Origin of the sequence: Micromonospora sp. DSM 45708 (assembly GCF_039566955.1) — a bacterium.
GTDB lineage: Bacteria > Actinomycetota > Actinomycetes > Mycobacteriales > Micromonosporaceae > Micromonospora.
Genome location: NZ_CP154796.1, coordinates 215,043 through 229,051, shown reverse-complemented (window position 1 = coordinate 229,051; position 14,009 = coordinate 215,043). Strand labels below are relative to the sequence as shown.

11 protein-coding genes are annotated in these 14,009 nt (G+C 72.8%); 2 read left to right on the top strand and 9 right to left on the bottom strand.

The window, feature by feature from the left end; genetic code table 11:
• Window positions 1-2 precede the first annotated feature (2 nt).
• Both VKK44_RS01145 and VKK44_RS01140 read right to left on the bottom strand, forming a co-directional pair.
• Window positions 3-1,205: a substrate-binding domain-containing protein gene (locus tag VKK44_RS01145; RefSeq protein WP_343444956.1), complete on the bottom strand. Its 1,203-nt coding sequence runs from the start codon at window positions 1,203-1,205 to the stop codon at window positions 3-5.
• A gap of 551 nt (window positions 1,206-1,756) precedes the next feature.
• Window positions 1,757-2,875 (bottom strand): glycerophosphodiester phosphodiesterase, encoded by a 1,119-nt coding sequence (locus tag VKK44_RS01140; RefSeq protein ID WP_343444955.1) that lies wholly within the window; start codon window positions 2,873-2,875, stop codon window positions 1,757-1,759.
• Window positions 2,876-2,981: 106 nt separating this feature from the next.
• On the opposite strand from VKK44_RS01140, the gene VKK44_RS01135 reads away from it, so the two are divergent.
• Window positions 2,982-4,316, top strand: a complete 1,335-nt coding sequence (locus tag VKK44_RS01135; RefSeq protein ID WP_343444953.1) for a TrkH family potassium uptake protein — start codon at window positions 2,982-2,984, stop codon at window positions 4,314-4,316.
• A complete protein-coding gene (locus tag VKK44_RS01130; RefSeq protein ID WP_343444952.1) occupies window positions 4,306-4,974 on the top strand; it encodes a potassium channel family protein in 669 nt (222 codons plus the stop codon). Before VKK44_RS01135 ends, VKK44_RS01130 begins: the two co-directional genes overlap by 11 nt.
• A gap of 69 nt (window positions 4,975-5,043) precedes the next feature.
• On the opposite strand, the gene VKK44_RS01125 is transcribed toward VKK44_RS01130, so the two are convergent.
• The 7 genes from VKK44_RS01125 to VKK44_RS01095 form a co-directional block, all read right to left on the bottom strand.
• Window positions 5,044-6,678 (bottom strand): serine/threonine-protein kinase, encoded by a 1,635-nt coding sequence (locus VKK44_RS01125; RefSeq protein WP_343444951.1) that lies wholly within the window; start codon window positions 6,676-6,678, stop codon window positions 5,044-5,046.
• A gap of 71 nt (window positions 6,679-6,749) precedes the next feature.
• Window positions 6,750-8,303 carry a fused MFS/spermidine synthase gene (locus tag VKK44_RS01120; RefSeq protein ID WP_343444950.1) on the bottom strand — a complete coding sequence of 518 codons (1,554 nt, stop codon included), beginning with the start codon at window positions 8,301-8,303 and terminating at the stop codon, window positions 6,750-6,752.
• Between the two features lie 36 nt (window positions 8,304-8,339).
• Window positions 8,340-9,380, bottom strand: coding sequence for a coiled-coil domain-containing protein (locus VKK44_RS01115; RefSeq protein ID WP_458351592.1), 1,041 nt, complete (start codon window positions 9,378-9,380; stop codon window positions 8,340-8,342).
• Window positions 9,381-9,572: 192 nt separating this feature from the next.
• On the bottom strand, window positions 9,573-10,382 hold the full coding sequence (locus tag VKK44_RS01110; protein ID WP_343444948.1) for an inositol monophosphatase family protein: 810 nt from the start codon (window positions 10,380-10,382) through the stop codon (window positions 9,573-9,575).
• Window positions 10,375-10,827, bottom strand: a complete 453-nt coding sequence (locus tag VKK44_RS01105; RefSeq protein WP_343444947.1) for a response regulator — start codon at window positions 10,825-10,827, stop codon at window positions 10,375-10,377. The genes VKK44_RS01110 and VKK44_RS01105 overlap by 8 nt, the downstream gene beginning before the upstream one ends.
• Window positions 10,824-12,545: a sensor histidine kinase gene (locus VKK44_RS01100; protein ID WP_343444945.1), complete on the bottom strand. Its 1,722-nt coding sequence runs from the start codon at window positions 12,543-12,545 to the stop codon at window positions 10,824-10,826. Before VKK44_RS01100 ends, VKK44_RS01105 begins: the two co-directional genes overlap by 4 nt.
• 58 nt (window positions 12,546-12,603) lie before the next feature.
• On the bottom strand, window positions 12,604-13,815 hold the full coding sequence (locus VKK44_RS01095; protein ID WP_343444943.1) for a PP2C family protein-serine/threonine phosphatase: 1,212 nt from the start codon (window positions 13,813-13,815) through the stop codon (window positions 12,604-12,606).
• Between the last annotated feature and the right edge of the window lie 194 nt (window positions 13,816-14,009).

Sequence of the window (14,009 nt, the reverse complement as noted above, 5' to 3'; positions counted from 1 at the left end):
GGTCAGCCCTTCATCTGCGCGACCGGCGGCGCGCTCTCGTCACCGGTCAGGGTCTTCTGCGCGGTGGCCGTGAACGCGGTGCCGCTGCCGGTGAGCTTGGCCTGGTACATCGGCTGGAGCAGGGCGTGGTCCTCGGCGCGGATCTTCATGGTGCCCTTGACGCCCTCGAACTCCCAGCCCTCCAGCGCCTTGACCATCTTCTCCACGTCGTCGCCGCCCTCCTGCACCGCGCGCACGACCATCTGCGCGGCGGCGAACCCGTCCGGGTGGAACAGGTCGAGCGTGCCGCCGGGGATCTTCGCCTTGGCGGCCTTGGCGGCCTCGGTGTCGCTGGCCCCGTCGAAGTAGTGCGACAGGAACGAGATCTTGCTGCCGGCCGCGCCGAACGTCGGCCAGGAGGCGCGGATGTCGAGGCCGGTGACGACCGTGGTGGCGGCGAGGACGCCCTGCTGGTCGAGCGTCTGCCACATGGCGCCGGCGGTGGTGCCGGCCCAGGCGACGAAGAGCAGGTCCGGCTTGGCGGCCTTGATCTGGCTGGCGAACGGCGTGAACTCGGTGGCGCTGGCCGGCGCGCGGACGCTGCTCACGGTCGCGCCGGCGCCGCCGATCACGGCCTTCACGGCGGCCTCGTTCGCGTCGCCGAACGCGCCGTCCTGGGCGAACACCACGACCTTCTTGCCGGCCGCGTCGCCGATGAACGACTTGGCGGTCACCACGTCCTGCCAGGACTGCCGGCCGGACCGGAAGGTGTACTTGTTCGCGCCGGTCACCGCGTCGGTGGCGGCCGGCCCGGAGATGAACAGCACCTTGTTCTGCGCCGCGATCGGGGCCACCTGGAGCGCCACCCCGGAGGACGTGGAGCCGGCGATGATCTTCGTGCCCTTGCCGATCAGGTCCTTGGCGGCCGAGACGGCCTTGGCCGGGTCGCCGGCGTCGTCGGCCTCGCTCAGCTCGATGGTGCGATCGCCGACCTTGCCGGTGCCCTTGGTGGCGAAGTCGAGGCCGGCCTTGAACCCCTCGATGTACTGCTTGCCGTAGCTGGCCAGCGGCCCGGACTGGGAGTAGACCAGGCCGACCTTGACCGGCGCGGCGTCGCCGCCGCCGGAGGCGGTGTCCTGCGGGCTGCCACAGGCCGTGGCGGCCAGCGCGACCGCCGTCATCGTGGCGGCGGAAAGGAACACCCGTCGCGTGTGCCGGAACGTCATTACGACTCCAGGTGAGGACAGGAGGATTGTCAGTTGTCGGCTCACGCTAGAAGTGACGTCACCCACGGGCTATGTGGTCGACGCACACAAGTGCCCGGGGCGGGATGGCCGCACGTTACAACCCCGGACACCACCTCGTAACCCGGCCGACCCGGGGTGGCCCGCCGCACCACGCGGGGCCGGGTCGCGGTGTCGGCCCCGCCCATTCACCGCGGCCCGCACTCCCCGCCCGGTCGCGGCACCTCCGTCGTCGAGCCGCCAGCCCGACAGCCTCCGAACCCCTGGCAACTTGATGGCGTAAGTGGGTCACGCCATCCACGCCGCGCGGGCACACCATCCGCCAGCCGGGACGACTCGCGCCCGTCAGCCGAAGTCGCGCCGAATGGCCCCGGCCCGGGATCGACTCATTCCCGCCATCAAGTTCCCAGGCACCACGCGGGCCACTCTCCCTCGCCGCCTTCAGAGCTGACCGCAGCGCACGCGCACGGCCACCGAACGCGCGTCGGGGCGCCCGCGTGACGCGGGCGCCCCGACGAGGCGACAAGCGGGCGTCAGCGGCCGGCGCGGGCCGCCACCGCCGTGTCCGGCTGGTCGGCGAACGCGCCGTCCAGGCCCAGGTCGAAGAAGAGCTCATACTCGGACGTGATGTCACCGCGCGCGTTCGGGTCGGCGCCGAGCCGGAAGTCGGCCGGCAGGAACTGGTTCTCGACCCGGAACGTCCAGGCGTGCACCACCAGCTTCAGCCGGTGCGCGTCCGGGATCACCGAGGTCGGCGCCAGCAGCCGGCCGGCGGCGTCGCGGGGCACGATCAGGTTCTTGTTCAGGCCGACCCCGTCGGCGTACCGGGAGACCCAGGCCAGGCCCGCGGCGGTGGCCAGGTCGGCGTAGGTCCGGCGGTCGCCGGCGGCGGCGAGGTCGTAGGGCGCGCCGGTCGCGTCCATGAGCTGCACCAGCCGTACGTCGATCATCTTGTCGAGCTTGCGCAGGTTGCCGGTCTCGAAGCTCTGGACGAAGACCGGGTCGTTCCGGTGCGTCAGCCGGTTCCGCCGGAGCGTCGCGACCAGCGGCTCCTCCAGCGCGAGCCCGATCGACGCGAAGTAGGTCGGGTGCTTCGTCTCCGGGTAGACGCCGATGGTCCGGCCGCGCGCCGTCGACTCGGCCCGCGCCAGGTCGATGACCTCCTGGAAGGTGGGGATCTCGAACCGGCCGTCGAACGCGGTGTTCGTCACCCGCACCTGGGGCAGCCGCTCCTTGGCGCGCAGCGTCTTCAGCTCGGCGAGCGTGAAGTCCTCGGTGAACCAGCCGGTCACCGTCACCCCGTCGATGGTCTTCGTCGCCTTGCGACCGGCGAACTCGGGGTGGGCCGCCACGTCGGTCGTCCCGGAGATCTCGTTCTCGTGCCGGGCGACCAGGACGCCGTCCCGGGTCGAGACGAGGTCCGGCTCGATGAAGTCGGCGCCCTGCCGGATGGCGAGCCGGTACGACTCCAGGGTGTGCTCCGGGCGGTAGCCGCTCGCGCCCCGGTGGCCGATCACGATCGGCCGTTGGGTCGCGCGGGGGCGCTCGGCGCGTGGGTCCGGGCCGGCCTGGGCGGCCACGGCCGGCACCACCACGGCCGCAGCCGCGAGCAGTGCGCCGGCCACGCCGAGGGCAGAAAGGGTACGTCGCAACGCCGTCTCCTGTCGTCGATGGGTACGCACAGCAGACCCGGCGTGGTTGACGCCCAGTTGGTCGGTTCCTGACCTGCCGGTGAATCTCCGGACGGAAGATGACCTGGTGCGCCGCCTGCTCCGGAAACCGGTCCGGCTGGTGCCGCTCGGATTCCTGGTGGTGATCCTGGTCGGCACCGGTCTGCTCATGCTGCCCTGGGCCACCAGTACGCAGCGCTGGACGCCGTTCGAGACCGCGCTGTTCACCGCCACGTCGGCGGTCTCGGTGACCGGCATGGCGGTGACCGACACGCCGAACTACTGGACCGACTTCGGGCTCGTGATGATCACCGTGCTCACGCAGCTCGGCGGCCTCGGCATCCTGACCGGCGCGTCGCTGCTGATCCTGGCCGTCTCCCGTCAGCTCGGACTACGCAACCGGCTGCTGGTGCAGGCCGAGACCGCCGAGTTCGGCCTCGGCGACGTACGCCGGCTGCTGCTCCGCATCGCGGCCACCGTCTTCGTCACCGAGGCGCTGATGACCGCCGTGATCGGCGGGCGCTTCTGGCTGGCCCTCGACTACCCGCCGGGGCGCGCGCTCTGGTACGCGGTGTTCCACTCGGTCCAGGCGTTCAACAACGGCGGCTTCGCGCTCTACTCCGACGGGCTGGTCGCCTTCGCCCGGGACCCGTGGGTGGCGTTGCCGCTCAGCGTCGGCGCGATCATCGGCGGGCTCGGCTTCCCGGCGCTGTTCGAGGCGTTCCGGGAGTGGCGGCGGCCGGACCGGTGGGCGGTCGCCACCAAGCTCACCGTCTGGGGCAGCCTGGTGCTCACCGTCGGCGGCTTCGGCTACCTGCTGCTGGCCGAGTGGACCAACCCGGCCACGATCGGCAGGTTCGACGTGCCGGGCAAGACGCTCGCGGCATTCACCCAGATCGCGCTGAGCCGCACCGGCGGCTTCGACGTGATCCACGTCGGGCGGCTCACCGAGGAGAGCTACCCGATGCTCATCGGCCTGATGTTCATCGGCGGCGGCAGCGCCAGCACCGCCGGCGGTATCAAGGTCTCCACGTTCTTCCTGCTCGGCTTCGCCATCTGGGCGGAGCTGCGCGGCGAGCCGGACACCACGGTCGGGAACCGCCGGGTGTCCCCGGCCAGCCAGCGGCAGGCGTTGACGGTCGCGCTGCTCAGCGTGGCGCTGGTGGCCGCCGGCACGGTCGGCCTGATCGCGATGACCGCGCACGTACGCCTCTACGCCGCGCTCTTCGAGGTCACCTCCGCGTTCAGCACCACCGGCCTGACCGTCGGCCTCACCCAGCGGCTGCCCGCGCCCGGCCAGTACGTGCTGACCGCGCTCATGTACGTCGGTCGGATCGGTCCGCTCACGCTCGGCTCGGCCATCGCGTTGAACACCCGACGTCGTCTGTACCGCTACCCGGAGGAGCAACCCATTGTCGGCTAGACGCGCGGACGACACCGGTGTCGTCGTGATCGGCCTGGGCCGGTTCGGCCACCACCTCGCCGGCTCGCTGGCGCGCCTCGACCACGAGGTGCTCGCCATCGACCGGGACCCGGCCCGGGTCCAGCGGTGGTCGGCCGAGCTGGACCGGGTCGTGCAGGCGGACGCCACCGAGGAGACCGCGTTGCGGCAGCTCGGGGTGGCGGACTTCGGCCGGGTGGTGGTCGCCATCGGCGCCTCGGTCGAGGCGAGCGTGCTCACCGTGCTGGCCCTGGCCGAGCTGGGCGTCCCGCAGATCTGGGCGCGGGCCACGTCGGACAAGCACGCCAAGATCCTGCACTCGGTCGGCGCGCACCACGTGGTGTTCCCCGAGGCGGAGACCGGCGAGCGGGTCGCCCACCTGATCGTCAGCCGGATGCTCGACTTCATCGAGTTCGGCGACGACTTCGCCATCGCCAAGGTGCGGGTGCCGCCGCCGCTGGTCGGGCGCGCGCTGGGCGAACTGTCCCCGCAGGACCGGTACGGGGTGATGGTGGTCGGCGCGAAGCTGCCCGGCCAGCCGTTCCGCTACGCCGGGCCGGAGACGGTGCTGGCGCCGGACAGCGTGCTCATCGTGGAGGGCAGCATCACCCAGGTGCAACACTTCGCGGCGCTCACCTGACCGGGCGCCGGCCCGACCGTCAGTCCTTCGGCCCCTTGCCCTTGCCGTGCCCACCCCCCTTCGGCTGCTTCACTTCCCTTTTCCCTTACCACTCTCCTTGCCCTTGGGCTTCGGCTTCGGCTCGGCCTTGGGCTTCGGTGCCGGCTTCGCCTCGGCCGGCCCGCTCTTGGCGGCCGGCTTGGCGGCCGGCTTGGCGGCCGGCTTGACCGGCGCCCGGGTCGTCTTCGGCGCGGTGGTGATCGGCACCGAGCCGGCGATGCCCGACACCTGCACGCCACAGGTGCTGTTGCCGAGCTTGAACTCCACCGGCAACGTGTTGCTCCCGGTGTAGCGCCCGCTCAGCGTCAGCTTCGTCGACGCGCCGGGCGCCAACGCCGCATCCGGCGTCGGGGCCGCCACCGACACGGTGCGCCCCACCTGCCGGACCGGGGGCTGGGCCGCGGTGATCGCCTGCTTGCCGGGGAAGCTGAAGCTCATCGTCCAGCCGCGCAGTTCCCGGGGACCGGTGTTGGTCAGCGTCAACTCGGCGGAGAAGTCCTTGCCGGTGTCGCGGCGCAGCGAGTAGTCGACCGCGCAGGGCACCGGCTCGGGCAGCCCCATCCGCGCCTCGGTCGGCTCCACCCCACCGCTGGCCGGGCTCCGCGACGTCAGCCCCCACATCGTGGCGGTCACCGCGATCAGCCCGGCAGCGGCCACCCCGGCCTCCACCTTGCGCCGCCGTGCCGCCGCGCCCCGGGTCCGGGTGCGGATCGCCGAGTACGGCACCGCGTCGGTCGCCGCCGACCAGGGCAGGATGGTGGTGCCGGCGTTCGCCATCAGCGCCGGGTCGATGCCGCCGAACGCCGGTGACACCGGCACGATCGACGCGATCCCGACCGCCTCGGCGAGCGTACGGGCCACCTCGGCGGTGGGCGGGCGGTCCTCGGGGCGCTTCGCCAGGCACCGCTGGACCAGGTCGGCGACCTGGCCGGGGAGGCCGGGCACCGGCGGCATCGGGTCCGGGTCGCGGTACATGTGCGCGCGCAGCATCTCGGTGGTGGTGCTGGCCTGCCACGGCAGCCGGCCGGTGAGCATCCGGTAGAGCAGCAGGCCGACCGCGTAGATGTCGGTGGCGGGCGAGACGTGGCCGTTGTCCAGGCGCTCCGGGGCCAGGTAGGCGGGCGTGCCGAGCAGCGCGCCGTCCGGTCCCTTGTCGCTCTCCCCCACCAGCGCCGAGATCCCGAAGTCGACGACCTTCACGCCGGTCGCGGTGAGCATGACGTTGCCGGGCGTGACGTCCCGGTGCACCACACCCCGGGCGTGCGCGGTGGCCAGCGCGGAGGCGACCTCCGCGCCGATGGTCAGCGCCTCCCGCCAGGGCAACTGCCCGTCCCGGCCGAGCCGGCTGCTGAGCGGGCCGCCGTCGACCAGCTCCATGACCACGTACGGCACGGTCAGCCCGACCTGGACGGACTCGCCGTAGTCGTACACGTTGGTGATGTTGGGGTGGCAGAGCCGCGCGGCGGCCTGCGCCTCGACGCGGATCCGGTGCCGGAACGCCTTGTCGCTGGCGAGCCGGGAGGCCAGCACCTTGACCGCCACCTGCCGGCCGAGCACCTCGTCGTAGCCGCGCCAGACCACCGACATGCCGCCGGCACCCAACTGCTCGACCAGGCGGTACCGCTCACCGAGCAGTTGCACGCCGTTCCTGACCGGTCCACCCATGGTCGGTGCAGTTGCCCGAAGTGGCCCCGGCTACACCTGACCGGTCGGAATCGGTCAGGAACATCACCCGATCAGGCGGTCGCGAGGAGTTGGTCCACCGGGGCGTAATCGTCCGTGAGCACCCGCGCGTCCCCGGTCCACGTCGCCGTCGCCGCCTCGTCGAGCAGCTCGGCCGGCTCCGGGAGCGGCTTCAGGCCGGCCGGGACCGCGGTCAGCGGCAGCGGTGCGTCCGAGGCGACGATCACGAAGTTCGCGCCCTGCCGGCCGTCGACCGCGCCCGGCGGGGCGATCAGCGCGACGTGGTCGAACACGGCGGAGACGGTGGCCAGCTCGGCCCGGATGAACCGGCCCGGCGGGTGGTCGATGACGTTCTGCACGTAGATCCCGTCCGGGCGGAGCACCCGCCGGATGTCGGCGGCCATCTCCCGGGTGGCCAGGTGCCACGGCACCACCAGGTGGCCGAACGCGTCACCGACGATGAAGTCCCGGCTGTCGGTCGGCTCGCCGCCGAGCAGCACCCGGGCGTCACCCACCCGGGCGGTCAGCTCCGGCCCGGTCTCCAGGCCCAGCTCCCGACGGTCCAGCTCGACCAGGCCGCCGTCGACCTCGAAGACCAGGTTGTCGGTGCCCGGCCGGGTGGCGGCCAGGTAGCGCGGCACGGTGAATCCGCCGCCGCCCAGGTGCAGCGCGTCCATCCGCTCCCCCGCCGGTCGCGCCACGTCCGCGACCAGGCCGATCCACTGGGTGTACGCGTACTCCAGGTGTCTCGGGTCGGTCAGGTCGACGTAGGAGTGCTGGGCCGAGTTGAGGTAGAGCGTGCGCCCGTCCGGCCGGTCCGGGGCCGCCTCGACCCGGGCGCAGTGGTAGGCGGTCTCCACATCGCACGGGTTCGGCGCCGCCGCGCTGAGCCCGGCGGCGGCGAGCCCGATCAGCGCCAGCGCCGCCTTGGCCCGGCCCGGCGTGGACAACGCCGCGCCGGAGCGTCGCCGCAGCCAGAACCCGAGCACCAGCCCGGTCACGCCGAGCACCGCGGCCAACGCCAGCACGATCACCGAACTGGGCAGCGCCGCCACCAGGATGAAGCCGGTGCCCAGCGTGGCGGTGATGCCGCCGAGCGTGCCGATGCTGGACAGCCTGCCGACCACCTGACCGGTGCGGCGCAGGTCGGCGAGCTGGAGCTTCACCACCAGCGGGGTGATCCCGGCCAGGAGCGCGGCCGGCAGCAGCACGGTCAGCGCGGTCAGCAGCAGCACCGCGCTGGCCGCGCCGCCGCGCAGCGCCTCACCGGCGTACCTGACGATGGGCAGGGTGACGGCGGTGGCGATGCCGGCCAGCACCAGCGCCGGGGCGAGCAGGGCGCGCGGGTCCCGCCGGTCGGCGAGCCACCCGCCCATCCACGCCCCGTACGCGATGGCCGCCAGTGCCATGCCGATGACCGAGCTGGTCACCTGGAGCGTCACCCCGACGTACGGGCCGACCAGGCGCAGCGACACGGTCTCCAGCACCAGCACCGCCCCGCTGGAGAGGAAGACCAGGAAGGCGGCCAGCCCGTTCGGCAGGGCGCGCGGCGGGGCCGGCGCGACGGTCGCCGGCGCGGTGACGAAATCGGACGATGTGCTGCTCACCGTGGCGAGGGTACGCGGCGTTCCTGGCCGTCCGGGTCAGTACATCGAAATATGAACATGGTTCGTGTGGTCGGCGGCCGGACTGCCACCCCCGCTGTACGCCCGCCAGCCGGTGTTCGGCATCCAGATCTGCCGGTACCAGATCACGTACATGATGCCGAGCCGGTTCGCGTTGTTCTTCGCCCAGTTGGCGAGGCTGTCGCCGTACGACTTGTCGCCGCCGGTCGCGGTCTTGTCCTCGAAGCCGCCGCTGGCGGCGGAGAAGTCGCAGGCCCGCCCCTTGGGGTGCTCGCCGCCCCCGCCGCTGCGGTGGCAGGACGCATACCGCTTGTAGCCGGCGGCCTGGGCCTGCTGGAGCATGTGCAGCGTGCGCGGTGTGATGCAGCCGTCGGCCGGCGTCGGGTCGCTCACCGAGCAGGACTCCGACGGCCACGAGCCGTCCGAGTTGCGCGGCGCCGGCTTGGCCGACGAGGAACTGCCGCTGAACCCGGACCCGGAGCCGGAGCTGACCTTGGCGAGCGCGACCTCGGCGTCCTTCTTCTTCTTGGCCAGCACGGCGAGCTGCTTCTGCTGCTCGCGCACCTCGGCGTCGAGGGCCAGCTTCGACTCGGTCGCCTCGGCCTTCGCGTCGGCCAGGTCACCCAGCCGCTTGCTGTCCCGCTGGGCCATCATGTCCAGCTCGGCCGCCCGGTGCAGGAAGTCGTCCGGCCCGGAGCTGGCCAGCAGCATCGACGTCGGGGCCAGCCGACCGATCCGGTAGGACTGCACGGCCACCTCACCGGCCTGGGCGGTCAGCCCGACGAGGCGTGCCTCGATGTCCTTGATCTGGGCGGCCAGCGCGACCTGGCGACGCTTGGAGTTGTCCAGCCGGTTCTTCGCCTCGATGTGGCCCTTCGCGGCGGCCTCCAGCGCGTCCCGGAGCTGCTTGCTGCCGCCCTCGTCGGGGGCGTTCGGGCTGGGCGCGGCGGCGGCCGGGCCGGCGGTGGCGAGGCCGGCGCCGAGCAGCACGGCCGTCGCGGCGAGCAGCGCGAGCAGCGACCGGCGGACGCGGCGGCCGGTGAGCCTGGTCCTGGGCACGTGATGGTCCTTCCGTCGACCGCCGGCCCCCCGAGTCGACCGTGCGCGGCGGCGGCTCCACCGGCGCCGGGCGGCGGCCTGCTGGCGGAAACCGCCGGTCACGATACCGGACCGCGCGCGCCACGCCAGGCCGGTGACCGCGCCGGACGCGCATCGTCGACGCAGCGTGCCGGCGGTGTCGCGGAGCGCTGCTCAGCTCGCCAGCAGCGCCGCGTACACCTCGTCCCAGATCGCCTCGCTGGCCGCGACCAGCAGGCCCCGGCCCTCGTCGGCGGGGTGGTAGTCGGTGCCGTCGAAGCGGCGGGCCACCCCGCCGGCCTCCCGGACCAGCAGCGTGCCGGGGGTGTGGTCCCACGGCAGCGTGCGCCAGAACAGGACGAACTGCTGCGCGCCGGTGAGCAGGTCGAGGTATTCCCGGCCGGCGCAGTGCTGGCCGGGCAGCAGCTCGCCGATCCGGCGACCACCGGCCTCGACGTCGCGGCGGAAGTCGCCGGGCAGGAACCGCGTCATCGCGGTGCCCCGCAACGCGCCCACCTCGGGCACCGGCCGGCCGGGCCGCACCGGCGTGCCGTCCAGCCGGGTGCCCGCGCCGAGCCGGCCGGCCGCCATCGTGTCGTCAAGCGGGTCGTAGACCCAGGACGCCACCGGTACGCCGTCGGTGAGCAGCGCCGCCATCAGCGCGAACGGCCGCTTCCCGGCGGCGAAGTTGGAGGTGCCGTCGACCGGGTCGACCAGCCAGACGTCACCGCTGCCGCCCAGGTGCCGGAGCAGGCCCGGATCCTCGGCGACGGCCTCCTCGCCGACCACCACCGAACCGGGACGCAGCCGCCGCAGCCCGTCGGAGATGAGCTTCTCGGCCTCACGGTCGGCGACGGTGACCACCTCGCCGGGCGCCTTCTCGGAGATGTCGGACGGGTCGAGCCGCCGGAACATCGGCACCACGACCTCGGCCGCGGCCTCCCGCAGCAGCCCGGCGACGTCGTCCAGCAGCGGGTCAGCCACGCGGCGGCAGCTTGACCACGCTGACGAAGAACTCGTCGATCTGGCGGACCACCGAGATGAAGCGCTCGAAGTCCACCGGCTTGGTCACGTAGGCGTTGGCGTGCAGCTGGTAGCTGCGCAGGATGTCCTCGTCGGCCTGCGACGTGGTGAGCACCACGACCGGGATCCGGCGGAGGTGCTCGTCCTTCTTGATCTCCTCCAGCACCTCCCGGCCGTCCCGGCGGGGCAGGTTCAGGTCGAGCAGGATCAGGTCGGGCGCCACCGCGTCCGTGTACTGGCCCTCACGGCGCAGGTAGGCCAGCGCCTCGGCGCCGTCGGAGACGACCGTCAGGCGGTTGCGGAGCTTGTGCTCCTCGAACGCCTCCTGGGTCATCAGCACGTCGCCCGGATCGTCCTCGACGAGCAGGACCTCGATCGGGCTCTTGCCGTCCGCAGGCGCGGTCATCCCACCGTCTCCTTCATGCCACCGTTGGTGTCGTGCCGGTCCGCCGCCGCGGGCGGCTCCTCGCTTGCCGCGCCGTCCGGCTGCCGGGCGACGTCCACCGGGGCGTCCTCGGCCGGCTCGGCGGTCCCGGCCTCCGCCGCCGGGTTCTCGGCCGCCCGCGCGGCCTCGATGTCGGCCTCCAGCGCGGGCAACGTGAACCGGATGGTGGTGCCCTCCTCGACGTCGGTGTCCACCCAGACCCGGCCGCCGTGGTATTCCACGATCTTCTTGACGATCGCCAGCCCGATGCCGGTGCCCGGGTACGCGTCCTTCGAGTGCAGCCGCTGGAAGATCACGAAGATCTTGTCGGCGAACTCCGGCTCGATGCCGATGCCGTTGTCGCGGCAGCTGATCTCCCACTCGTCGTCGACCAGCCGGGCCGACACGTGCACCTTCGACGGCACGTCGGGGCGGCGGAACTTCACCGAGTTGCTCACCAGGTTGACCAGCAGGTTGGTCAACAGCGGCTCCTCGCCGCGGATCGTCGGCATCTCGTCCCAGGTCAGCTCCGCGTCGGCGTACTGCCGGGCCGCCTCGGTCTGCCCGGCCACGTCACCCATCACCCGGTTCAGGTCGACCTCGGTGAAGCCGGTGGTGAGCCGGCCGATCCGGGAGAACGCGAGCAGGTCGTTGATGAGCCGCTGCATGCGCTGCGCGCCGTCCACCGCGAACGCGATGTACTGGTCCGCCCGCTCGTCGAGCTGCCCGGCGTAGCGCCGCTGGAGGAGCTGGCAGAAGCTGGCCACCTTGCGCAGCGGCTCCTGGAGGTCGTGCGAGGCCACGTACGCGAACTGCTCCAGGTCACGGTTGGAGCGGGTCAACTCCTCGGCCTGCTTCTGGAGCTGGTCGTTGACCCACTCGATCCGCTCCCGGGCCTGGCGTACCTCGTCCAGCTCCTGGGCGATCTTCTGGCGCATCTGGTCGATGTCGTCGGCGAGCCGGCGGAACTCCGGCGGGCCGGACCCGGAGATGCGGTGCTGGTAGTCGCCCTCGGCCACCTCCCGCACCTGCCCGACCAGCGCGGCCAGCGGGCGGATCAGGATCCGGTCGAGCGAGAGCAGCATGACCGTGCCGGCCACCGCCACCACCAGCGCCGCGATGATCAACAGCAGGACCAGCGCGTTGCTCGTCGAGTTGACCCGGTCGGCGGCCTCCTTGCGGACGGTGAGGATCTCGTCCTGGAGCGTGGTGACGGACGCCCGTATCCCGTCGAACTGCTGCCGGGTCCGGTCGGTGATCAACGCCCGGCCGGCCGCCGGGCCGCTGCGCTCCGTGGTCGCGATCACCGGCTCGGCCACCTGGGCCCGCCACTGCGTGGTCCGCTGCTCGACCACGCCCAGCTCGCGGCGCACGTCCGGGTAGCTGGCGGACAGGTCACGGATCGAGGCGAGCAAGCTCTGCTCGCGCTGCACGCCCTCCTGGTAGGGGGCCAGGTCGCTGCGGTCGCCGTTCACCGCGTAACCGCGAACCGCGGTCTCCTGATCCAGCAGGACGCTCATCAGCTCCTGCGCCTGGACCCGCAACGGGCCGGTCCTGATCAGCACCGCGTCGATGTTCTGCCGGTTCTTCGCGGCGACCACCGCCTCCGCGGCGGCCAGCCCGAGCAGCAGCGCGAGGACCACGCCGAGCAGCGCGGCCACCCGCCGCCGCAGCGTCCACCCCTGCTCGTACGCCTTCATCGTGCCGTCTCCGTTCGCGACCGCGGGGCTCGCAGACCCGGCTCACTCCCCGCGCTCACTACCGTCCCCCGCCACGGGTCACCAGCAGCATCGCCACGTCGTCGGCGAGCGGGCCGCCGTTGATCTGCTCGGCGCGGCCGACCAGCCACGCGGGCAGCTCGGACAGCGGCACCGCCCGGTTGGCCGGGTCGGCGAGAAGGCCGGTCAGGCCGGGCACGTCGAGCCGTTCGTCGCCGCCGTCGACCCGGCCCTCGATGAGGCCGTCGGTATACATCAACAGGGACCAGTCATCGGTGTCGAACTCCAGATCGAAGGCAACGGGACGGCGGGGCCGGACGCCGAGCAGCAGCCCGCCCTTGGCCGGCACCGGGGCGACCTTACCGCCGCTGAGCAGCAGCGGCGGCGGGTGACCGGCGAGTCGTACGGTGGCCCGCGCGGACGCCAGGTCGAGCCGGGCGGTGGCCACCGTCGCGAAGATCTCCTGAAGCCGGCGCTCGCTCATCAGCACCTGCTCCAGCGCGGGCAGCACCTCGTCGTCCGGCACCCCGGCCAGCACCAGCGCCCGCCAGGCGACGCGCAGCTCGACGCCGAGCGCGGCCTCGTCCACGCCGTGACCGCAGACGTCGCCGACGATCAGGTCGATCCGGTCCGGGCGGGTCTGCACCACGTCGTAGAAGTCGCCGCCGATCAGCGCGGCGTGCCGACCGGGCCGGTAGAACGTGTGCACCGACACCTCGTCGGTGGTCATCAGCGGCTGCGGCAGCAGGCCGCGCTCCAGGCGGGCGGACTCGGCCTGGCGCAGCTCCACCTCGCGCAGCCGGCGGGCGTTCACGTCGGCGCGCTTGCGCTCCACCGCGTAACGCAGCGCCCGGGTCAGGAGCACGCCGTCGACCTGCCCCTTGACCAGGTAGTCCTGCGCGCCCTCGGCGACCGCCACGATGCCCAGGTGCTCGTCGGAGCGGCCGGTCAGCACGCAGACCGCGGCGCCGCTGGCCATCTCCAGCACCCGGCGCAGCCCGTCCAGGCCCTGCGCGTCGGGCAGGCCCAGGTCGAGCAGGACGCAGTCGACGCCCATCACCCGCTGGCGGGCCTCGCTGAGGCTGGTCGCGACCAGCAGATCGATCATCGAGTTGGTCTCGGCGAGCAGCTCGCCGACCAGGAAGGCGTCGCCCTCGTCGTCCTCGACCAGCAGCACCCGCAGCCGTTCGCCCGGCGGCAGGCCGCTGGGCAGCCCCGCCCCGGCGCGGGGCACGCCGACGGCACCCGGCACGTCGGTCCCCCGGTGCGGCCGGGAAACCGCCGCGAGTCGCGGGAGGTCGCTGGTGATGTCGGACTCCTTCCGAGCGCCGTGGGCGATCCAGGCTAAGACAAACGGTCGCACACCGTACGACCGCCGTCGGCACAGGCGACTGGGTGAGCCCGTTCACCCGGACAGCGACGCGGCCGACCCCCGATGTTACGCGG